General features: G+C 66.0%; 18 protein-coding genes and 1 tRNA gene. 16 read left to right on the top strand and 3 right to left on the bottom strand.

Annotation, left to right across the window (positions count from 1 at the left end; genetic code table 11):
- The first annotated feature begins 11 nt into the window (after positions 1 to 11).
- From M622_RS38085 to M622_RS38055, 7 genes are all read left to right on the top strand, one after another.
- Positions 12 to 1,205 (top strand): lipocalin-like domain-containing protein, encoded by a 1,194-nt coding sequence (locus M622_RS38085; RefSeq protein WP_021250989.1) that lies wholly within the window; start codon positions 12 to 14, stop codon positions 1,203 to 1,205.
- Between the two features lie 54 nt (positions 1,206 to 1,259).
- The gene (rfbB, locus tag M622_RS38080) at positions 1,260 to 2,330 is read left to right on the top strand and encodes a dTDP-glucose 4,6-dehydratase (protein WP_031347580.1); all 1,071 of its coding nucleotides are present in this window, start codon (positions 1,260 to 1,262) and stop codon (positions 2,328 to 2,330) included.
- Positions 2,327 to 3,214, top strand: a complete 888-nt coding sequence (rfbD, locus tag M622_RS38075) for a dTDP-4-dehydrorhamnose reductase (protein WP_021250987.1) — start codon at positions 2,327 to 2,329, stop codon at positions 3,212 to 3,214. Before rfbB ends, rfbD begins: the two co-directional genes overlap by 4 nt.
- An 82-nt stretch (positions 3,215 to 3,296) precedes the next feature.
- Positions 3,297 to 4,745 carry a mannose-1-phosphate guanylyltransferase/mannose-6-phosphate isomerase gene (locus M622_RS38070; protein WP_031347579.1) on the top strand — a complete coding sequence of 483 codons (1,449 nt, stop codon included), beginning with the start codon at positions 3,297 to 3,299 and terminating at the stop codon, positions 4,743 to 4,745.
- Between the two features lie 96 nt (positions 4,746 to 4,841).
- Positions 4,842 to 4,926 (top strand) — tRNA-Leu (locus tag M622_RS38065).
- 393 nt (positions 4,927 to 5,319) lie between these two features.
- Positions 5,320 to 5,745 (top strand): disulfide bond formation protein B, encoded by a 426-nt coding sequence (locus M622_RS38060; RefSeq protein ID WP_021250984.1) that lies wholly within the window; start codon positions 5,320 to 5,322, stop codon positions 5,743 to 5,745.
- Positions 5,742 to 6,398: a DsbA family protein gene (locus M622_RS38055; protein ID WP_021250983.1), complete on the top strand. Its 657-nt coding sequence runs from the start codon at positions 5,742 to 5,744 to the stop codon at positions 6,396 to 6,398. The genes M622_RS38060 and M622_RS38055 overlap by 4 nt, the downstream gene beginning before the upstream one ends.
- Before the next feature lie 77 nt (positions 6,399 to 6,475).
- Here M622_RS38055 and M622_RS38050 read toward each other — a convergent pair whose 3' ends face one another.
- Genes M622_RS38050 through M622_RS38040 form a run of 3 tightly spaced genes read right to left on the bottom strand, consistent with a single transcriptional unit; the run spans position 6,476 to position 10,082 of the window.
- Entirely contained in the window at positions 6,476 to 7,936 is a 1,461-nt protein-coding gene (locus M622_RS38050) for a heavy metal sensor histidine kinase (RefSeq protein WP_021250982.1), read from the bottom strand.
- A gap of 2 nt (positions 7,937 to 7,938) precedes the next feature.
- A complete protein-coding gene (locus M622_RS38045; protein WP_021250981.1) occupies positions 7,939 to 8,619 on the bottom strand; it encodes a heavy metal response regulator transcription factor in 681 nt (226 codons plus the stop codon).
- Positions 8,616 to 10,082 (bottom strand): hypothetical protein, encoded by a 1,467-nt coding sequence (locus M622_RS38040; protein ID WP_021250980.1) that lies wholly within the window; start codon positions 10,080 to 10,082, stop codon positions 8,616 to 8,618. The genes M622_RS38045 and M622_RS38040 overlap by 4 nt, the downstream gene beginning before the upstream one ends.
- Before the next feature lie 319 nt (positions 10,083 to 10,401).
- On the opposite strand from M622_RS38040, the gene M622_RS38035 reads away from it, so the two are divergent.
- The 9 genes from M622_RS38035 (at position 10,402) to M622_RS37995 (ending at position 21,914) form a co-directional block, all read left to right on the top strand.
- Positions 10,402 to 10,866, top strand: a complete 465-nt coding sequence (locus tag M622_RS38035) for a hypothetical protein (protein WP_031347575.1) — start codon at positions 10,402 to 10,404, stop codon at positions 10,864 to 10,866.
- 78 nt (positions 10,867 to 10,944) lie between these two features.
- Positions 10,945 to 11,253 carry a hypothetical protein gene (locus M622_RS38030; RefSeq protein WP_031347573.1) on the top strand — a complete coding sequence of 103 codons (309 nt, stop codon included), beginning with the start codon at positions 10,945 to 10,947 and terminating at the stop codon, positions 11,251 to 11,253.
- Entirely contained in the window at positions 11,250 to 12,662 is a 1,413-nt protein-coding gene (locus M622_RS38025) for a TolC family protein (protein WP_021250977.1), read from the top strand. The genes M622_RS38030 and M622_RS38025 overlap by 4 nt, the downstream gene beginning before the upstream one ends.
- A 17-nt stretch (positions 12,663 to 12,679) precedes the next feature.
- Complete coding sequence (locus M622_RS38020) at positions 12,680 to 14,083, top strand: multicopper oxidase family protein (protein ID WP_031347571.1); 1,404 nt, start codon at positions 12,680 to 12,682, stop codon at positions 14,081 to 14,083.
- A gap of 78 nt (positions 14,084 to 14,161) precedes the next feature.
- On the top strand, positions 14,162 to 14,668 hold the full coding sequence (locus tag M622_RS38015; RefSeq protein WP_021250975.1) for a cupredoxin domain-containing protein: 507 nt from the start codon (positions 14,162 to 14,164) through the stop codon (positions 14,666 to 14,668).
- Positions 14,669 to 14,770: 102 nt separating this feature from the next.
- Positions 14,771 to 15,118 carry a copper-binding protein gene (locus tag M622_RS38010; RefSeq protein ID WP_021250974.1) on the top strand — a complete coding sequence of 116 codons (348 nt, stop codon included), beginning with the start codon at positions 14,771 to 14,773 and terminating at the stop codon, positions 15,116 to 15,118.
- A 703-nt stretch (positions 15,119 to 15,821) separates the two neighbouring features.
- Positions 15,822 to 17,129, top strand: coding sequence for a TolC family protein (locus M622_RS38005; RefSeq protein ID WP_021250973.1), 1,308 nt, complete (start codon positions 15,822 to 15,824; stop codon positions 17,127 to 17,129).
- Complete coding sequence (locus M622_RS38000; RefSeq protein WP_021250972.1) at positions 17,126 to 18,715, top strand: efflux RND transporter periplasmic adaptor subunit; 1,590 nt, start codon at positions 17,126 to 17,128, stop codon at positions 18,713 to 18,715. Before M622_RS38005 ends, M622_RS38000 begins: the two co-directional genes overlap by 4 nt.
- Before the next feature lies 1 nt (position 18,716).
- A complete protein-coding gene (locus tag M622_RS37995; RefSeq protein WP_052028759.1) occupies positions 18,717 to 21,914 on the top strand; it encodes an efflux RND transporter permease subunit in 3,198 nt (1,065 codons plus the stop codon).
- Positions 21,915 to 21,945: the final 31 nt, after the last annotated feature.

Below are 21,945 nucleotides of genomic sequence, written 5' to 3'. Positions count from 1 at the left end.
AGGGCAGGGCGATGATGGACACACGAAAGGACGCTCAGCAGCGCGGGTTCTGTAATGCAAGTGCCGTGATCGGGCGCCGCTGCGCAGCCCTGCTGTGGGCTGCGCTGCTGGCGGTGCTGGTCCCGGCGCCGCTGCTGGCGGCCGATGTCGCCCCGGCGCAAGCGTCGTATCCACCGGTGCTGGCCGGCAAGGCGCTGAGTTTTCCGCACGATCTGGGCGCGCACCCCGACTACCGCACCGAATGGTGGTACATCACCGGCTGGCTGCACGACGCTGCGGGGGAGGAGCGTGGCTTTCAGCTCACCTTCTTTCGCGTGCGCACGCTGATCGGCGAGGACAACCCCAGCCGCTTCGCCCCCAGCCAGCTCATTCTTGCCCACGCTGCGGTGGCCGACCCGGCGACCGGCCGGCTGCGCCACGCCGAACGCGCGGCGCGCGCCTATCCCGAGTTGGCCGAAGCCGCCACCGGCACGACCCAGGTGGGCGTCGGTGGCTGGTCGCTGCGCACTGACGGAGGCGCGCCCGACTCCGACCGTGCCCCCTATCGCACCCATATCGACGCGCAGGACTTCGCCTTCGATCTCGTCTTCGAGCCCGGCCGTGCGCCTCTGCTCAACGGCCGTGAGGGTTTCAGCCAGAAGGCGCCCGATCCGATCAATGCCAGCTATTACTACAGCCGGCCGCAGCTGCGCACCGCGGGCACGCTGCGTCTCGATGGCGAGCGCTTCGCGGTCAAGGGCCACGCCTGGCTGGACCACGAGTGGTCTAGCGAGATTCTGCCCGCCGCCGCGAGTGGCTGGGACTGGATCGGCATCAACCTGCATGACGGTGGCTCGCTGATGCTGTTCCAGATGCGTGATGCCGAGGGGCGGGCAATGTGGGCGGCCGGCACCTTGGGCGACAAGGCCGGGAAGGCGCGCAAGTTTGCCGCTGACGAAGTGCGCTTCGAGCCCTTGCGGCACTGGACTTCGCCGCGCACCGGCGTGCGCTACCCGGTTGAGTGGCGCCTGCACCTGGCCGATGGCCGCACTTTGCAGCTACGCCCGCTGCTGGACGACCAGGAGCTCGACAGCCGCAGTTCGACCGGTGCGGTGTATTGGGAGGGTGCGGTGCGCCTGTTTGAGGCGCAGGCAGACGGTGGCGAGCGTGAAATTGGTCAGGGTTATCTTGAAATGACCGGCTATGCCGAGCGCCTGAACATGTAGTGCCGCGCCCGGGATGCGATAATCCGCCGCATTCGACTGAGGCGGAGAAAGACCTTGATTCTAGTGACTGGCGGTGCGGGCTTCATCGGTGCCAATTTCGTCCTTGACTGGCTGGCCAGCAGCGACGAGCCCATTGTCAACCTCGATCTGCTGACCTACGCCGGCAATCTCGAGACCCTGTCCAGCCTGCGTGACGACGCGCGCCATGTGTTCGTGCAAGGCGATATCTGTGATCGTGCGCTGGTGGACCGCCTGCTGGCCGAGCACAGGCCGCGCGCCATCGTGCATTTCGCTGCCGAGAGCCATGTGGACCGCTCCATCCATGGTCCGGGCGATTTTGTGCGCACCAATATTGACGGCACCTTCACCCTGCTCGAAGCAGCGCGCGGCTATCGCGCCACGCTCGACGCTGCCGGGCAGGCGGATTTTCGCTTCCTGCACATCAGCACGGACGAGGTGTATGGCTCGCTCAGCCCCAGCGATCCGGCCTTCACCGAGACCAAGGCCTACGAGCCCAACAGCCCGTATTCCGCCAGCAAGGCCGCCAGTGACCACCTGGTGCGCGCCTGGCATCACACCTACGGCCTGCCGGTGCTGACCACCAACTGCTCGAACAACTACGGGCCCTGGCAGTTCCCGGAAAAGCTCATCCCCTTGATGATCGTCAACGCCCTGGCCGGCAAGCCCTTGCCTATCTATGGCGACGGCCAGAACGTGCGCGACTGGCTGTACGTCAGCGACCACTGCAGTGCCATCCGCGAAGTGCTCGCGCGTGGCACGCCGGGCGAGACCTACAACATCGGCGGCTGGAACGAAAAGACCAATATCGAGATCGTGCATGCGCTGTGCGCCTTGCTCGACGAAATGCACCCCCGGACCGAGGGCAGCTACTCGCAGCTCATCACTTATGTCACCGATAGGCCGGGTCATGACCGTCGTTACGCCATCGACGCACGCAAGATCGAGCGCGAGCTGGGCTGGCGCCCGGCGGAGACCTTCGACACCGGCATTCGCAAGACGGTGCAGTGGTATCTCGACCATCCGCAGTGGATTGCGGACGTGCACAGCGGCGCCTATCGCGCCTGGGTGGCGACCAACTACAGCACGCGGGGGCAGGGCGCATGAAAATCCTGCTGCTGGGCAAGAATGGCCAGGTGGGCTGGGAGGCGCAGCGCGCACTGGCGCCACTGGGCGAACTGGTGGCGCTTGACCGCCACGGCAGCGACGGCCTGTGCGGTGACCTCGAGCAGGTCGACGCGCTCGCTGACACCGTGCGCCGTCTCGCGCCCGATGTCATCGTCAATGCCGCGGCCTACACCGCGGTGGACAAGGCCGAACAGGAAGCCGAGCGTGCCCGAGCCATCAATGCCGACGCGGTTGCCATGCTGGCCCGGCAGGCGCATGAGTTGGGCGCGCTGCTGGTGCATTACTCCACCGACTACGTTTTTGATGGCAGTGGCGCGCAGCCCTGGCGCGAGGACGACGCACCTGCGCCGCTGTCGGTCTACGGCGCCACCAAGCTCGCTGGCGAGCAGGCGATTCGGCACAGCCACTGCGAGCATCTGATTTTTCGCACCTCGTGGGTGTATGCGGCACGCGGCGGCAACTTTGCCCGCACCATGTTGCGTCTGGCGGCCGAGCGCGAGCAGCTCAGCGTCATCGATGACCAGATTGGCGCCCCGACCGGCGCCGAGCTGATCGCCGACGTCAGCGCCCACGCCATTCGCAGCACGCTGAAGGATCGCAGTCTGTGCGGCACCTACCACCTCGCGGCGGCCGGCCACACCAGCTGGCATGCTTACGCCAGCTTCGTCATCGACCGTGCTCGCCGCAGCGGCGCCGCGCTGGCGGTGCAGAAGATCACGCCAATTCCGACCACCAGCTATCCGACCCCGGCCACGCGGCCGCTCAATTCCCGCCTCGACACCCAGCGCCTGCGCAGCCGCTTCGGTCTGCATCTGGCCGACTGGCGCGACGGCGTGACACGCATGCTGGCCGAGATTGGCTGAGGCCTTGAAGCGCCAAGGCCTTGAAGCTCCGAAGCCGCAAGGCTCCTCATTCATTTCAGGAATTTCCGTGGACAAGCGCAACATGATCATCAAAAGCGTCATTCTCTCCGGCGGCTCGGGCACCCGGCTGTGGCCGGCTTCGCGCGAGAGCTATCCCAAGCAGCTGCTGCCGCTTACCGGTGAGCGTTCGCTACTGCAGGAAACCGCGGTTCGACTGGATGATTTTGTCGGCGCTGAAGTTGATCCGCGCCCGCTCATCGTCACCAATGAAGAGTACCGCTTCATCATTGCCGAGCAATTGCGCCAGATCGGTGTGAGTTCGCCACAGATCGTGCTCGAACCCTGCGGCCGCAACACCGCGCCGGCGCTGACGCTGGCGGCACTGGCTGCGCACGGGGAGGGCGACCCGGTGCTGCTGGTAATGCCGGCCGATCACGTCATTGCTGATCCTGGTGCCTTTCAGCGCGCCATTGCCGAAGGCGCTGAGCTTGCCGCAGCGGGCGCTCTGGTCACTTTCGGCATCGTTCCCGACCGCGCGGAAACCGGCTACGGCTATATCCGTGGCGGAGCCATCCTGGCCGAGGGCAGTCAGGGCCGCGTGCTCGCCGAGTTCGTCGAAAAACCCGATCGGGACACGGCGCAGCGCTACCTGGAAAGCGGTGAATATTTCTGGAACAGCGGCATCTTCATGATGAAGGCCTCGGTGTGGCTGCGTGCCATCGAGCGCTTCAACCCAGCGATGGCCAGCGCGTGCACCACGGCCTACGCCGGTTGCACGCCCGACGCCGATTTCATCCGTCTGGCGCAGGGCGCTTTCGAGCGCTGCCCGAGCGACTCGATCGACTACGCCGTCATGGAACGCCTGGCTGACGCACCCGAACTGGGGCAGGGCGTGGTCGTGCCTATGGCAGCGGGCTGGTCCGACGTCGGCGCTTGGGATGCGCTGTGGGCGGTATCGGACAAGGACAGCGACGGCAACGCCGCGCGCGGCGAGGTGATGTTCGAGGGCTGCCGCAACACCCTGGTGCATTCGGCCAGCCGCCTGGTAGCCGCCATCGGTTGTGAAGACATGATTGTGGTCGAGACCCCCGATGCGGTCATGGTCGCGCACAAGGACCACACTCAGGACGTGAAGAAGGTGGTCGCGCGCCTCAAGGCCGAAGGCCGCAGCCTGACTCAAAGCCACCGCAAGGTGTATCGCCCCTGGGGCTGGTACGACTCGATCGACGAGGGCGAGCGCTTCCAGGTCAAGCGCATCGTCGTCAACCCGGGCGCCAAGCTCAGCCTGCAGATGCACCATCACCGCGCCGAACACTGGATCGTGGTCAAGGGCACGGCCGAAGTCACCAACGGCGAGCGCAGCTTCCTGCTCGGTGAAAACGAATCGACCTACATCCCGCTCGGACACACGCACCGCCTGGCAAACCCGGGCAAGGTGCCACTGGAAATCATCGAAGTGCAGTCAGGGAGCTATCTCGGCGAGGACGACATCGTGCGCTTCGAGGATACGTATGGGCGCGGTTGCGCGTGAGTGTCCTGGGGGGCGTCAAATCAGGCCCTTCGTGCCTCGCTGCACCCTTTGCACCGGTGTATGTATAATTCGCCCCGCTTCAAAGCCATCACAGATGCGGGGGTGGCGGAATTGGTAGACGCACTGGATTTAGGTTCCAGCGCCGCAAGGCGTGAGAGTTCGAGTCTCTTCCCCCGCACCACCATGGCGCAATCAGGCTCCGTCATCGATCAAGCGCACTTGACCGATGACGGTTTGAAGGAAGATCGAGGCATTGGCGCCACCGATTCGCTCGCCTGAAAACACGATAATTTGTGTTATGTAAACTTCAATATCAGAGTCAGGTCAGATACGGCCACACACCCCAGTCCATCAGCGCGGTTGCGAGCCAGAACTCGGCGGAGGTGAACTCTGCCGGCAATGCCAATGGAAACGAGCCGAGTCTACAAGCACATCCCGTCATGGCAGGCATGTGCCGACACGGCGCGGCAACAAGCGAAGCCAAATGACCGCCCCGTCCCGGTTAGAATCCGTCGCCATGTACCACAAGCCTGCAGCTCCCCGCACCTCCGCTGGTGGCAATCGAGATCGATCAATGCACAACAAACAAACGCACTGGTGGTGGCTGATGGCCGCCTGGGCGCTCGCGCTGGTATCCACCCTGAGCGCCTTGTTCCTCGGTGAGGTGATGGGCATGACACCCTGTGTGCTGTGCTGGTATCAGCGGATCTTCATGTTTCCGCTCGCCATCATCCTGGGCATCGCCGTGTTTGCCGAAGACCGGCGCGGCGCGCTCTACGCCCTGCCCTTCGCCGTGGGCGGTATCACCCTGGCGGGCTATCACACCGCCCTGGTCGCCGGCTGGGTGCCGCAGTGGTGGATACCTTGCGGCAGCGGGCCTTCGTGCAGCCAGCAAGCCCTGGTCATCTTCGACGACATCCAGCTGCCCTGGCTTTCGCTCGCCGCCTTCGTGGCAATCACCCTTACCCTCACGCTTTATCTGCAAAGGACTCGTACATGAACGCAAGAAAAATTGGGGCACTCGCCGTGCTGGTTGTCCTCGGCCTGGTCTTCTACTTCGGCATGAACGCCTATCGCGATCAAACTCAAGCCGAGCAGGACGCCCGCGTCGTGGTGGAAAAGAGCCGCCTGGTGCGCATGCACAGCCCGATCATCGGACCCCAGAGCGCGCCGGTCACGATCGTGGAGTTCTTCGACCCCGCCTGTGAGACCTGCCGCGCCTTCTACCCCATCGTCAAGCAGATCATGGCCCAGCACCCCGGCCAGGTGCGCCTCGCGCTGCGCTATGCGCCCTTCCACCAAGGCTCGGACCAGGTGATCAAATTGCTCGAAGCTGCGCGCAAGCAAGACCTCTACACCCCGGTACTGGAAGCGCTGCTGGGCGCGCAGCCGGAGTGGGCCGACCATGTGGCGCCCAATCTCGATCTTGCCTTCAAGATCGCCCAGGACGCCGGCCTCGATCTGGCGCGGGCCAGGCAGGACATGGAAACGCCCGAGATTCAAGCGGTGCTGGCACAGGATGTGGAAGACCTGACCGCGCTCCAGGTCAGGCAAACGCCCACCTTCTTCGTCAATGGCAGCAGCCTGCCCAGCTTCGGTCCGGAGCAACTTGCACGCCTGGTGGACGAAGCGGTGATGAGGACGGGGCGGTGATCGGAATGCTTAAGGTCGCCGACCTTTTTGCATCGACCACCGTCGCGAAGATTCGCGCTTAAGACTCGGTCGCTTCCTCATGTCCCGGAAGGTGCTTGTCGAAGCGGCAAGCTGATCGTGAACGTGGTCACCCCCGCTTTCGAGCTCGCCACCACCTCACCGCCGTGCGCGCGCGCGATCAAGCGCGTGATGGCCAGCCCCAGCCCGGCGCCTTCGCCATGGCGCTCGCGCAGGCTGCTGCCGCGGTGGAAGCGGTCGAAGATGCGCTCGAGCTGATCGGGCGCGATCGGATCGCCGACGTTGCTGACGCTGAGCCCAAGCGCAGCGCCGTCCGCTGCGATGTCGATGGCGATGGTGATCTGTCCGCCGTCGGGGGTGTGGCGCAGCGCGTTCGACAGCAGGTTCGACAGCGCGCGCCGCAGCATCAGCCGATCGCCCGCCACCACCGCCGAGCCGTGCCGCTCAATGCGGATGTGGTGCTCCTCGGCCAGCGCTTCGTAGAAATCGATGAGCGCATCGGCCTCGCAGGCGAGGTCTATCGGTGCGCTGGCTTGCGCCAGCGCGTTCTGCTCCGCCTTGGCGAGGAAGAGCATGTCGCTCACCATGCGTGCGATGCGCTCGTACTCCTCGATGTTCGAAGCCAGGATGTCCTGATACTCATCGTTCAAGCGCGGCCGCGAGAGCGCGACCTGAGTCTGGGTCATCAGGTTCGAGATCGGCGTGCGCAGTTCGTGGGCAATGTCGGCCGAATAGTCGGCGAGGCGCTGAAAGGCCGCCTCCAGGCGCTCGAGCATGCCGTTGAAGGCTTCGACGTGCTCACGCACCTCGCGCGGTGCATCGTTCTCGTTGAGTCGCTGTCCCAGTTGCTGCGCCGAAAGCGCGCTTGCGGTTGCGGTCACCCGACGCAAGGGGGCAAGCCCCCGATGCGCCGCAAACCAGCCGACCAGGGCGGCAAGGAAGGCCGCAATCGCCACGCCCGCCCAGGTCGCGTTGCGAACCGAGGCCAGGAAGTGGGTGTGATGCGACAGGTCGAGGGCGACGAGCACGTCCACGGTGTCTGGGGCACCCACATCCGTCGGGTGCTGCGGCAGCGTGATCCGAGCCGCCAGCCCGCGGTGTGGGTGTCCATCGACCTCCCAGCTGCTCACAGCCTGGGGCGGATGGCTTGCGCCTAGTTGTTCGGGCGCCAGTTGTTCGGAGCTGAGCTGCTCGGGGGTGAAATGCTCGGGATGGATGACTTCAAGCACGCGACCATCGAGCGCGCGCAACAGGACGCCGACGTTGTCGTGGCCGACGAAGGAATTTTCCAGTGCTGCCATCCGCCCCGAGCTCGCACTGGGCAGGCCATCACCTTGCAAGGCAGTACGGATGAGTGTGAGCTTGCCCTGCAGCTCATGCACATCCAGTTCCTGGAAGTGTGTCTCCAGCATGCGCCCGAAGAAAATCCCTGCAATGACGAGCAAGCCTGCGCTCAGCGTGGCGAACAGGATCGCCAGGCGCGCGGTCAGCGATACCGGTTGCGACAGCGATCGGCGCATGCTCAGACCGGCTCCATCGACTCGAGCACATAGCCCATGCCGCGTACGGTACGGATCAGCTTGGGCTCGAAGGCGTCGTCCACCTTCGCCCGCAGTCTGCGCACCGCCACCTCGATGACGTTGGTGTCGCTGTCGAAGTTCATGTCCCACACCTGCGAAGCGATCAGGGAGCGCGGCAGCACTTCGCCCTGGCGACGCAGCAGCAACTCAAGCAGCGCGAACTCCTTGGCAGTCAGATCGATGCGCTGACCATCGCGGCTTACGCGCCGGCGCAGCAGATCCAGCTCCAGGTTGGCCGAGCGCAGGGTCTCGGGCTCACTGATACGCCCGCGGCGCAGCAGGGTGCGCACACGTGCGAGGAATTCCGCGAAGGCAAAAGGTTTGACGAGGTAGTCGTCCGCCCCCAGCTCAAGACCCCGCACCCGATCCGCCACCTCATCACGCGCGGTCAGAAACAGCACCGGCGTCTCGCGCCCGCTGCGCCGCAGCTTCTGCAGAACGCCCCAGCCGTCCAGCGACGGCAACATGATGTCGAGCACGATCAGGTGGTAGTCGCCATCCAGTGCCAGGTGAAGCCCATCGAGGCCGTCGCGCGCCAGGTCGACGACGTATCCCGCCTCGGTCAGGCCCTGGCGCAGATAGTCACCGGTCTTCAATTCGTCTTCAACGATCAGGATTTTCATGTCCGTGCTCCCGCATCCGACGCATCGAGCACTTTGGCCTCGCCCGATGGCACTGGCCGCATTGAGCCCCGTTCCGCTGCGCCAGGCCCATCGGTGCGCTCGAGAGCGGCATCCTCGTCGCCGCACACGCAGGCCTGGGTACTCCCGCCCAATGCATCGACAGCGCTGAACACCGGCGCAAAGCCACCGCCGGGCGTGCGAAAGTTGGTGGTCTGCCCCTGATACAGCCGGGCGGCCACCCACTGCACCGCGCCGTCGTAGGTGTAGGCGCGAAGGTCGAACTTCATGGGCTTGGTGGCCAGCTCATTGTCGGCGTCGTCCACCCATCTCTCCCCCGGCGCGGCAATGGCCTGCGCGACGTAGTCACCGGCCAGGATGTCCTGCCACACGCGCTTCGTCAGCTTGTCGCCGCGGTAGGTCGCGCGGCTGCCAAAGCCGGCCACGGGTTTGAAGAACAGCCCGCGGCGCGCCTCCCACAGACGCTGTGCAGCGTCGGCAGCAACCACTTCGGTGCGCGGTACATGCTCGAGCAGGATCTGCTGCGTGGCTGGGGGCACGCCCAGTGCCTGCAGTCGCGCGGCATCGCTGAACAGCGCGAGGTGGCGCTTGTCGGCATACAGTGCATGGGCCTGCGGGTGCGGCGTCAGCACGATCGCGTGCTGCAGATACGCTTCGCGCAAGGCGGCGCTACTGGCCTGCTCGAGATAGAAATCGGTGAGTCGGTTGTACACCAGATCGATGGCCAGCTCGTCGTGCCACAGCACGCCGTCGCGCCATTCCAGCGCGGCGGGGTCGGCGATCACCGCGCGCAGGCCATGGCGCTCGAACAGCTGCTGGAAAAGCAGGAACTCGGGGTAAAGGTACTGCCCTTCAGGCGCCTCATCGACGATGGCGATGCTCGCCAGCGGCCGCGTCGTGGCGTTCGGACCGGCCAGACCGGACACACGCCATTCATGGCGAAACATGTCGACGATGCCTTGCTCGAACGCAGCCACGTCGGCCAGCGTGGGCGCCATCTCACCCACCTCCGCGCAGCACGCTCGTTGTGCCCGCGCCAGCACCGCGTTGAGCATCGCCCCGCCGGCGTTGGTATTGATCTCGATCAGCCCCAGGCGGCCTTGACTGAGGTGAAAGTCGTAGCCGAAGAAGACTCCCAGCGGCCCACCGGCTCCGATGCGGGCGATCGCCGGCGCGCCAGCGAGCACCTGCTCCCGATACGCCGGCATGGCCACCACCGCTTCAACGGCCTGCATCACCTGCGCCATGCGCTGCAACTGCGACCTCGCCACGAACACCGGTCGTGCCGCAAAGAGGAATGGACAGCGTTGTCGAACCATTTCCATAAGGCCCGGCTGTCCGAGTTCGGAATCGAGCGCGCTCGCCAGCGCGTCGGGGTCGAGGCTGAGGCAGAAGCACGCGCTGTTGAGTGCGTCGATGGGCGAGCCAGGCTGCGGTGATGGCATGACAGTGTTCAGGCTTGGGTGGGAGTGCTGATTGTGGGGGAAGTTGGGCGCCGATGTCGTTTTCAGAAGACGAAGTATCGAACGCCAGACGTCAAGCATGGCGCCAAACCAAGCGAGGTACGCGCCCGGTTTGTAGCTTTACGCCAGCACGCCTCGTGCGTGCACTCAATTTTGCGCTTTGGGTCCGGGCAGCACGCGGAATTACAGAAATGTAATTCTCAGGTCACGCGGACGACAGGCGCGAACGCGCAGGATGCACTGCGTGGCACAAGGATCCGTATCACCACAGAACCAGCTTGTAACCGATGGGAGATCGATCATGAAACACAGATTGCATCGTCTTGGCCGGCTCTTGCCGGTCGTCGCACTGCTTGGGGTCATGTATGGCAGCCCGGCTGTCGCACAGACGACGGATCAGGCGCAAGCGTCGCCACCAGCATCGAGTGTCGCGGCGCTTCAAGCGCGCATGAAGTCCATCCGTGAAACGACCGATCCTGCGCACCGCATGGTCCTGATGGAAGAGCAGATCAAGGCCCTGGAGGCCGCATCACAGGGTGCGCTCGCAGGGTGTCCGATGATGGGCGGGCAGATGATGGGCGGGCAGATGGGCGCAGGCCCGATGATGAAGGGCGGTGGGGCTGGACCCGGGGCTGGCCCGATGGGCGGCATGATGATGGATCCCAAGCTCATGCAGGAGCACATGAAGACGATGCAAGAGCACATGAGCATGATGCAGAACATGATGAAGATGCATCCGGCCGCCAAGCCGGCGATGCCCAACTGAGCTTCTCGAGGCGGAGCGGTGATCTCGTCGATCGCCCCGCGTCCGGTTCCCCACAAGACCAACAAAGAGACATTCCCCATGCAGAGACGACTCATCCACCTCGGTGGAGGATTGGCCGTTGCCGTGGCGCTCGTGTCGGGCGCGCAGGCCGAGCCCCCTTCGCCACCCAACCCCGCTGACCACGTGCCTGCCGAGACCCGCCCTGCCGCAGCGGTTGAGCAGTCCAAGCCACAGGCCCTTCCGCTGTATCGCTCGCCCCTGAGCGAATATCGGTCCTACCGTGTCGACGAGCCGCTGCGCTCGTGGAAGGACGCCAACAACGAGGCCGGGCGCCTGGGCGGGCACATGGGTCACCTCACGCCGTCTTCGAAAGGGGGCGAGCGATGAAAACGAGCCTTCCGCTATCGCTGCTGGCGGCCACCGTACTGACCGGATGCGCCAGCGTTGCGATCGACCAGAACTTCGCCGAGGTCGAGCGCTTTGCCCGCGAGCAAGCGGGTAGCGAGGTGCGCTGGCTACGCTCGGATAGCGAGCGCGAGGCAATGCGCGCCGAGGTCGATCGCCTGCTCGCCCAACCGCTGACGATCGACGATGCGGTGCGCGTCGCGCTGGGCTACAGCCCGGCGTTCCAGTCCCTGCTGGCGGAGGCCGCCATGGCCTCGGCGGATGCGACCGGCTCGGCCCGCATCGGCAACCCCGTGTTCACCTTCGAACGCCTGTTCCGCTCGGGCGCCGAGGGGCGCGAACTCGACATCGGTCGCTCGCTCGGCCTGTCGCTGTTCGACCTGCTGTTCCTGCCCGCGCGGCTGGAGCAGGCCGAGTTCCGCCAGCAGCAGACCCGGCTGCAGTCGTCCATTGCACTATTGAGCACCCTCACCGAAGTGCGCCAGGCCTGGGTCGATGCAGTCGCGGCGCGACAGGTCGCGCGCTACCGGGAGGATGTGGCCACGGCCGCAGGTACCGCTGCCGAGTTGGCGCGCCGCATGCAGACCACGGGCAATTTCAGCCGCCTGCAACGCGCTCGCGAGCAGGCGCTGGCCGCCGAGGAGACCGCCAACCTGATCCGCGCGCGTCAGAACGCCACCGCTGCCGGTGAGGCCTTGATCCAGCGTCTGGGCCTGACCCCTGGCCAGGCGCAGGCGCTGCGTTTGCCGGATCAATTGCCGACCGTACCTGCGGCGCCGATGGACGAAGCCACCGCCGGTGCGGCGCTGCTCGAGAACCGGCTCGACGTGCGCATCGCGCGCACCGACCTTGATCGTACGGCGAAGAGCCTGGGCCTCACGCGCGTGACCAGCGTCGTCAACGGCCTGCATGTGGCAGGCGTGCGCATTAGTGCCACGGGTGAATCGACCCAGCGCGGCTTCGAGATCGAGCTGCCGCTGCCCCTGTTCGACTTTGGCGACGCCGCGCGCGCCGGTAGCGAGGCGCGCTATCTCGCCGCCTTCAATCGCACACTCGAGGTCGCCCGTAATGCGAGCTCCCAGGTCCGGGTGGCCTACGACAGCTATCGCAGCGCCTACGACCTCGCGCGCCATTACCGTAACGAGGTCGTGCCGCTCTATCAGAACATCACCGAGGAATCAGTGCTCCAGTACAACGGGATGCTGATCGGGGTGTTCGACCTCCTTGCCGCCGCACGTGCCCAATCGGCCAGTGTGTTGCAGGCAATCGAGGCCGAGCGCGATTTCTGGCGCGCCGATGCCGCGCTCAAGGCCAGCCTGCTCGGCCAACCGATTGCCCCGCTCACCCTTTCATCACCCGCATCACCGGCGCAAGCCGGCGGTGGCCACTGATCCTTGCGGAGATGCTCATGACCACTCGACGCCGATTTCTCGCCGGGGCAGGCCTGCTGGCCGCTGCCGGAACCGTCAATCGCTCCGCGCTCGCCGCGCTACCCGAACCCGTGATCCAGACCAGTGCCGCAACGGCGGCCCCGCTGAGCCCGCCCAATGGGCGCCCGTACGACCCGGTCGTCACCTTGAACGGCTGGACCGCCCCCTGGCGCATGAACAATGGCGTGAAGGAGTTCCACCTCGTTGCCGAGCCGGTCGAGCGCGAAATCGCCCCTGGCATGGTGGCGCGATTGTGGGGCTACAACGGCCAGTCGCCCGGGCCGACGATCGAGGTTGTGGAGGGCGACCGGGTGCGCCTGTTCGTCACCAACCGCCTGCCCGAACACACCACCATCCACTGGCACGGCCAGCGCCTGCCCAATGGCATGGATGGAGTCGGTGGTCTCACCCAGCCGCAGATTGCGCCGGGCAAGACCTTTGTCTACGAATTCGTCGCCCGTCGCCCCGGCACTTTCATGTACCACCCACACGCGGACGAGATGGTGCAGATGGCGATGGGCATGATGGGCTTCTGGGTCACGCACCCGCGCGATCGGCATCCGCACATCGCGCGCGTCGACCGCGATTTCTGCGTCCTGCTCAACGCCTACGACATCGAGCCGGGCAGCTACGTGCCGAAGATCAACACCATGCTCGAGTTCAACCTGTGGACCTGGAACAGCCGTGCCTTCCCGGGCATCGACTCGCTCAACGTGCGCAAGGGCGATCGGGTGCGGGTACGCATCGGCAACCTGACGATGACCAACCACCCGATCCACATCCATGGTCACGAGTTCGAGGTCACCGGCACCGACGGTGGCCCGACACGGCCCGAGTCGCGCTGGCCCGAGGTCACCACCGACGTGGCGGTCGGCCAGATGCGCCAGATCGAGTTCGTCGCCGACGAGGAAGGCGACTGGGCGATGCATTGCCACAAGGCGCACCACACGATGAACGCGATGGGCCATGAAGTACCGACCATGATTGGCGTCGATCATCGCGGCCTGGTCGAGAACATCCAGAAACTCGTGCCCGACTACATGTTGATGGGCGAGCGCGGCATGGCCGACATGGGCGAGATGGAGATGCCCCTGCCCGACAACACCTTGCCGATGATGACTGGGCAGGGGCCGTTCGGTTCGATCGAGATGGGCGGCATGTTCACCGTGCTCAAGGTGCGCCGCGAGCAAAAGCGCGACGACTACAGCGACCCTGGCTGGTTCAAGCACCCGCAGGGGACGGTGGCTTACGAGTGGGCGGGCGCGGGGCTGGCGGAGCCCGCGCGCAGCGACTCGGCCGGACGCTCGAGCATGCCCCGCACCGAATCCGAACAATCGATCGAGATGACGGTCCGCAAACCCACCGGCCATCAAGGCCACTGAAGCAAATCGCCCTGTATTCGGCGCAAGTAACAACACCAACACAGCAACGAGATTCAAGCAACAGAGATGGAGACCCCCATGAACAACCGTCGTCGTTTTCTTGCCTCCGGCCTCGCCGCCGGTATCGGTGTGCTCGCCTTGCACCGCACCGCATTCGCCCACGGCGAAATGGGGCACGCAGCCAAGGCCGATGTCGATACGCCGAGAGAACAGCAGCTCTGGGGCATTGCCGGGGACGAGAAGGCCGTCTCGCGGACGATTCCGTTCGTGATGACCGACGAGATGCGCTTTGTGCCTGACCACTTCGAGGTGGGTCTTGGGGAGATCGTCCGCATCACGCTTGAGAACCGGGGCGCGGTGATGCACGAAATGGTGATCGGCACGCCCCAGACATTGAAGGAACATGCAGAACTGATGCAGCGCTTTCCCGGGATGGAGCACGACGAACCGTGGATGGCCCACGTCGCGCCGGGCGGACGGGGCGAAATGATCTGGGAATTCAACCGCGCCGGCGAATTCGAGTTTGCCTGCCTCATTGCCGGGCATTTCCAGGCTGGCATGGTCGGCACGATCAGGGTTGGCTGACAGAAATGTAATCCGCGTGTCAGCGTCCTGTCGGTGAATGCTCCACATAATCCGTCGACTTTTCGCCATTTACTCAAAGCCCTGACCCTGGAGAAACCCAGCATGAAGAAGATCATTGTCACCTCCACGCTCCTGGCCATGCTCGGCGCCGCTGCCCCTGCAGCGTTTGCGCAGGCCGAGCACGGCGTGCACCACGGCAGTGCGAGCGCCCCGGCCGAGGCGGAGGCCAAACTGGCCGAGGGCACGGTCAAGAAAATCGACAAGTCGGCCGGCAAGCTCACCATCGTCCATGGGCCGCTCGAGACGCTCGGCATGCCGGCGATGACCATGGTGTTTCGCGCTGCCGATGCGGCCATGCTCGACCAGGTCAAGGTTGGCGACAAGATCCGCTTTGCAGCGGAAAGCGTCGGTGGCGCGCTGACGGTGACGGCGCTTGAGGCGGCGCCGTGATTTGGGGCGTGCTTGGGAAAAAGCTCGCGGCTCGCGCCGCTCCTACAGGGGCCCAACGCGGCTTCAGCGACGTGCTTGGATAAAAGCTCGCGGCTTGCGCCGCTCCTACGGGGGGGCGCTGCGGCGTTAGCGACGTACTGGGAAAAGGCTCGCGACTTGCGTCGCTCCTACGGGGTTCCGACGTGGCTTCAACGACGTACTTGGAAAATGGCTCGTGGCTGGCGCCGGAGCCCGAAGCGGCTTCGCTCCCATGTAGGAGCGGCGCGAGCCGCGAGCCTTTCGTCTTGTCCGGCCGTGATCACGCCCTCGTGCTGCCGCCGAAAGCGATGGCGGTGCGATGACGGCCCCTGCGCTAGAGGCGGTGCCGTGATTTGGAGGCGGTGGAGCACTGCGAAAGAGCTCGCGGCTTGCGCCGCTCCTACAGGGGCCCGGCGCGGCGTCAGCGATGTGCTTGGATAAAAGCTCGCGGCTTGCGCCGCTCCTACAGGGTTCCGACGGGGCTTCAACGACGCACCTGGATAAAGGCTCGCGACTTGCGTCGCTCCTACAGGGTCTCGGTGCGGCTTCAGCCTCATGTAGGAGCGGCGCGAGCCGCGAGCCTTTCGCTTGTCCCCCGCGCTCCACACCACGCTCCTTACCACGACTCACCCCGCCTCACCCTCCACCCCACCACCCAAACCTAAACCTGCCGGCCCTGTTCGCCATGAAACCGCGTCTGTCCCCTCTTGCCAATCACCTCGCTCGCCGCTCGGCGTTCGCCCTGATCTTCGCCATCTGCCTTGGTAGCGCGAACGCTTTTGGCCAGGACCCGGCCGCCGCGCCCGCGCTCGGTGCCAGCGCTCTGTCCCTGATCGAGTTTGCCCGCCAGAGCAATCCCGGCTTCGCTGCCGCCCGCGCCGAAGCTGCCGCCGCGCATGAGCGCACGACGCCCGCGGGCGCTCTGCCTGACCCCACTTTCGAACTGGAGTTGATGGACGCCACCAACACCATGAACAAGCGCTCGGCGTCCTTGCTGCCCGGCCAGGTGGGCCAGACGCGTTATCGCATCACCCAGCCCCTGCCCGGCTGGGGCAAGCGCGAGCTGGCGGTGAAGGCCGCGGTGGCGCAGGCGACGCAGGCCGATGCCATGGAGGACATCGCGTGGGTCGAGTTGGCGGCCAGGATCGAGACGCTGTGGCTGCGCTATTACGCGGCCGATCGGGAGCTCGCCCACGGCCGCGAGGCCCTCGCCCTGCTGCAGGGGCTGGAAGACATCAGCCTCGCACGCTACAAGCTGGGTCTGCTGCCGCAGCAGGCGGTGCTGCGCATGCAGCGCGAAATCACCAGCCAACGCCTCGCGCTGGTCGAGATCGAGCAGCGCCGCAAGGGTCTGGCTACAGGCCTGAACGGACTGCTCGGTCGCGCACACGATGCGCCGCTGGCCCTGCCGCTCGACCCTGAACCGCTACCCGAGGGCCTCGAGGCCAGCGCCCTGTTCCAGGCGGCGAGCAGCGCCAATCCCGAGGTGATCGCCGCTGCCAACGGCATCGAGGTCGCACGTGCCGAGCGTGAGCGCACCTATCGCGATCGCCTGCCGGATTTTGCCGTGGGCCTGACCAACAATCGGCCCTACGAGGGCAAAGCCTCATGGGACGTGATGTTCGAAGTGATGATCCCCTTGCAGCAGTCGAGCCGACGCGCGAAGGAGCGCGAAGCGGAGTACCTGCTGATGGCGGCCGAGGCGCGGCGTGAGGACGCCAGGGCCCGCGCCACCGGCGAACTCGGCAAGGCCTGGTCGACTTACACCCAGGGCCGCGAGACCTTGCGCCTGCTCGATCACACCTTGCTGCCGCAGGCGCAGGCCACCCGCGATGCGAGCCGCGCAGCGCTCTCCAGCGGCACGGTCGATTTCGACAGCGTGATCGAGGCCGACCGTCAGCTCATCGACATCCGCACCCGGCGGCTTCTTACCGAGCTCGATACCCGCCTCGCCCTTACCGAAATCAAGAAACTGACAGGGGAATCACAATGAGCGCTGCTGCCCAAATCACCGCGATCGCCGTGGGCCTCGCGATCGCGGCGGGTGCCGGATACTGGGCCGCACAGCTGCACCAGAGCGCCCCCCAGGCGCCACTGGCCGGCGCGCCGCAGGCAGCCGCCGAGACCGAATCGCCATCGACCGGCGAGCGCAAGATCCTCTACTACCGCAACCCGATGGGCCTGCCCGACACCTCGCCCGAGCCCAAGAAGGATTCGATGGGCATGGACTACGTCCCGGTCTATGCCGACGACCGCGCCGACGATGCGGGCGTGGTCGTCGTCAGCCCGGCGCGCATGCAGACGCTGGGCGTAAAGACGGCCGAAGTCGAGATGGGCGCGGTGGACGCCACGGTGCGCGCGAGCGGGCGCATCGAGATCGACGAGCGCAGCCAGGTGGTGGTCGCACCGCGCTTCGAGGGCTGGATCGAGCGCCTGCACGTCAACGCCGTCGGCGACCCGGTGAAGAAGGGCCAGCCGCTATTCACCGCCTACAGTCCCGAACTGCAGGCCGCAGGCGAGGAACTACGCATTGCCGACCGGCTGGCCGAGCAAAGTGCGGCGCACGATGCGCTCGCGAGCGAATCCGCCCGCCGTCTGGCGGCGGCGACGCGCACGCGTTTGCGCAACCTCGAAGTGGCCGGCCAGACCGGGGCGCGTCAGGTGTTCCATGCGCCGGTGAGCGGCGTCGTGCTCGACAAGCCCGCGATTCAGGGCGGGCGCTTCATGCCCGGTGAGGCGCTGTTTCGCATCGCCGACCTGTCGAAAGTGTGGGTCATCGCCGACGTCTACGAACAGGATCTGGCCCGCGTGCACGTCGGCCAGAGCGCCTCGATCACGCTCGACGCCTTTCCAGGGCGCAGCTTCGAGGCCCGTGTCGCCTTTCTCTATCCCAGCCTCGATGCCGCCACGCGCAGCACGCCGGTCAGACTCGAGCTCGACAATGCGCAAGGGCTGTTGCGCCCCGGCATGTTCGCCCAGCTCACCCTTGCCGTTGGTGACACGAGCGCAAAAACGGTGGTGCCGAGCTCGGCCATCATCGACGACGGCGCGCGCCAGATCGTGCTCATGGCGCTCCCCGAGGGCCGCTTCAAGGCGCAGCCAGTAAAACTCGGGCAGCGCGGTCGCGACCGGGTCGAAGTGCTCGAAGGCCTGACGGTGGGCGAGCGCGTCGTCGTGTCCGCCAACTTCCTCATCGATTCGGAAAGCCAGCTCAAGGCGGCCTTGTCGAATCTGGTGGCGGCCGATGGCGCCGATGCGTCGGGGGGCGCTGATCGCGCCAGCGCCACGCGCTACGAGGCAGAAGGCACGCTCGATGCCGTCGACGCCGAAACCGGCAGCCTCACCCTGACCCACGGCGAGATCCCCGCATTGAAGTGGCCTGCCATGACCATGGACTTCGCCATCGCCGCCGCCATTGCCGATTCAGGTCGGGTGAAGGACATCGCGCCCGGCACGGCGGTGCGTTTCAGCTTCGAGGAGGGAGAGCCGGGCGAGTACATCATCACCCACATCGAAGCGGCCACCGCCAGCACTGCAGCGCCCGCCGCTGACGCCGCCGCCCACAGCGGAGGCCACTGAGATGCCCACTCCAGTGCCGAACCCCTCCCCCACCCCCACCCCGCCTGCTGCCACGACAGGCCTGCTTGATCGCGTTATCGACTGGTCGGCGCACAACGTCTTTCTGGTGGTGCTGGCGACGCTGTTCCTGATCGGCGGCGGGCTGTATGCGGTCAAACAGACCCCGCTCGATGCCCTGCCCGACCTGTCCGACGTGCAGGTCATCGTGTACACCGACTACCCCGGCCAGGCACCGCAGGTGGTTGAAGATCAGGTCACCTATCCGCTCACCACCTCCATGCTGGCGGTGCCGCGTGCGAAGGTGGTGCGCGGTTTCTCCATGTTCGGCGCGTCCTACGTGTACGTGATCTTCGAGGACGGCACCGACATCTACTGGGCGCGCTCGCGCGTGCTGGAATATCTCAGCTCGGCCGCCGGCCGCCTGCCGCAGGGCGTGGCGCCGCAGATCGGGCCGGACGCCACCGGCGTGGGCTGGGTCTATCAGTACGCGGTGGTGGGCAAGGACATGAGCCTGGCCGACACGCGCAGCCTGCAGGACTGGTACGTGCGCTACCAGCTCACCAAGGCGCACGGCGTGTCCGAGGTCGCGAGCATCGGCGGCTTCGTGCGCGAGTACCAGGTCACGGTCGATCCGCTGCGCCTGGCCGGCTACGGCATCGCGCTCGACCAGGTGACGCAGGCCATCCGCGCCTCCAACCGCGACGTCGGCGGCAGGGTGATGGAACTCGCCGAGAAGGAATACATGGTGCGCGGGCGCGGCTACCTGCGCAGCGCGGCAGACATCGGCGACATCGTGCTCAAGGCCGATCGCGGCACACCGGTGCGCGTGTCCGACGTCGCTCGCGTCGAGCTGGTGCCCGCCGAGCGGCGCGGCATCGCCGAGCTCAATGGCGAGGGCGAGGTCGCCTCGGGCATCGTCATGGCGCGCTTTGGCCAGAACGCGCTCGACGTGATCGCCAGCGTCAAGGACAAGATCGCGGAGATCACCCCCGGCCTGCCCGCGGGCGTGGACATCGTGCCGGTCTACGACCGTTCCGAGCTCATCGAGCGTGCGATCGCCAACCTCAAGTGGACCCTGTTCGAGGAGAGCCTGATCGTCGCCGCCGTGTGCGTGATCTTCCTGCTCCACGTGCGCAGCGCACTGGTGGCCATCATCACCCTGCCGCTGGGCATCCTGATCGCCTTCATCGCCATGCGCAGCCTGGGCCTGGGTTCGAACATCATGAGTCTGGGCGGGATCGCGATCGCGATCGGGGCGATGGTCGATGCGGCGATCGTGATGATCGAGAACGCGCACAAACACATCGAGCACCTGCCCGCAGGGGCCACCCAGAAGGAGCGCGGCGCGGCGATCGTGGCGGCCTGCAAGGAGGTCGGGCCGCCGCTGTTCTTCTCGCTGCTGATCATCACCGTCTCCTTCCTGCCGGTGTTCGCGCTCGAGGGTCAGGAGGGTCGGCTGTTCTCCCCGCTCGCCTTCACCAAGACCTTCGCCATGGCCGGTGCTGCGCTGTTGTCGGTCACCCTGGTGCCGGTGCTGATGCTGTTCTTCGTGCGCGGGCGCATCCTGCCCGAGGCCAGGAACCCGGTGAACCGGCTGCTGATCTGGCTATACCGGCCCATCATCCAGGGCGTGCTGCGCTTCAAACTGGTGACGCTGCTGCTCGCCGTGCTGGCGATGGTCGCCACGATCGTGCCCGCGCGCCAGATCGGCTCCGAGTTCATGCCGACCCTCAACGAAGGCACGCTGTTCTACATGCCGGCCGCCCTGCCGGGCATGTCGGTGACCGAAGCCGGGCGCCTGCTGGCGACGACCAACCGCATCATCAAGACCTTCCCCGAGGTCGACCTGGTCTACGGCAAGGCGGGCCGCGCCAACACCGCCACCGACCCGGCGCCGCTGGAGATGTTCGAGACGGTGATCAAGCTCAAGCCGCAGGAGCAATGGCGCCCCGGCGTGAACACCGACACGCTCATCGCCGAGATGGACGCTGCGCTCAAGTTTCCCGGCCTGGCCAACTCGTGGACCATGCCGATCAAGGCGCGCATCGACATGCTGTCGACCGGCATCCGCACACCGGTGGGGGTCAAGGTCTTCGGCAAGGATCTGGAGACACTGGAGAAGGTGGCGCAGTCGGTGGAGGCTGCGGTGCGCAAGGTGGCGGGCGTCAGCAGTGCCTATGCAGAACGGGTCGCGGGCGGCTATTACGTGGACATCGTGCCGCGCCGCGAGCAGCTCGCCCGCTACGGCCTCACCACCGGTACGGTGCAGGACGCGATCGCCACCGCACTCGGCGGCGAGACGGTGACCACCACCGTCGAGGGCCTCGAGCGCTACGGCGTGTCGGTGCGTTATGCGCGCGCTCTGCGTGACGATCCGCAGCAGCTCGCGGCCGACGTCTTCGTGCCGACGGTCAACGGCCCGATCCCGCTCGGCCAGGTCGCCGACGTGCGCCTCACCCGAGGCGCGCCCGCCATCCGCACCGAGAACGCGCTGCTGGCCGCCTACGTCTATGTGGACACCCGCGACGCCGACCTCGGCGCCTTCGTCAAGCGTGCGCAGCAAGTGGTCGCCGCCGAGGTCGAATTCCCGCAGGGCTACTACGCCACCTGGAGCGGCCAGTTCGAGAACATGGAGCGTGCCAAGGAGAAGATGAAGATCGTCGTGCCGGTGACGCTGGCGCTGATCTTCGTGCTGCTGTACCTCAACTTCCGCCGCCTCACCGAAACGCTGATCGTGATGCTGTCGGTGCCCTTCGCGCTGGTGGGCGGGGTGTGGCTGATGTGGTGGCTGGGCTACCAGATGAGCGTGGCGGTGGCGGTGGGCTTCATCGCCCTCGCCGGGGTGGCGGCCGAGACCGGCGTGATCATGCTGATCTACCTCGATCAGGCGTGGACGGAAGTGCGTGCGCGCAGGCAGGCTGAGGGCCGTGAGGCGGGCGTCGGTGATCTCTACGAGGCGATCATGCATGGTGCGGTGGAGCGCGTGCGGCCTAAGATGATGACCGTGGTGGCGATCATGGCCGGCCTGTTGCCCATCATGTGGAGCACCGGTACCGGCAGCGAGGTCATGAGCCGCATCGCTGCACCGATGGTAGGCGGCATGGTGTCGTCGACGGTGCTCACGCTGGCGGTGATCCCGGCACTGTATGCGCTCGTCAAGCAGTGGGAGTTGCGTCTCGTCAAACACTGGAGCGTGTGATGAAACCTATTGACACCGAATACACCTGCCC

The organism is Thauera terpenica 58Eu (assembly GCF_000443165.1).
In the GTDB taxonomy this organism is placed as follows: domain Bacteria; phylum Pseudomonadota; class Gammaproteobacteria; order Burkholderiales; family Rhodocyclaceae; genus Thauera; species Thauera terpenica.
Note: the sequence above shows the minus strand (reverse complement) of the source record. Positions and strands in the feature narration are given on the sequence as shown.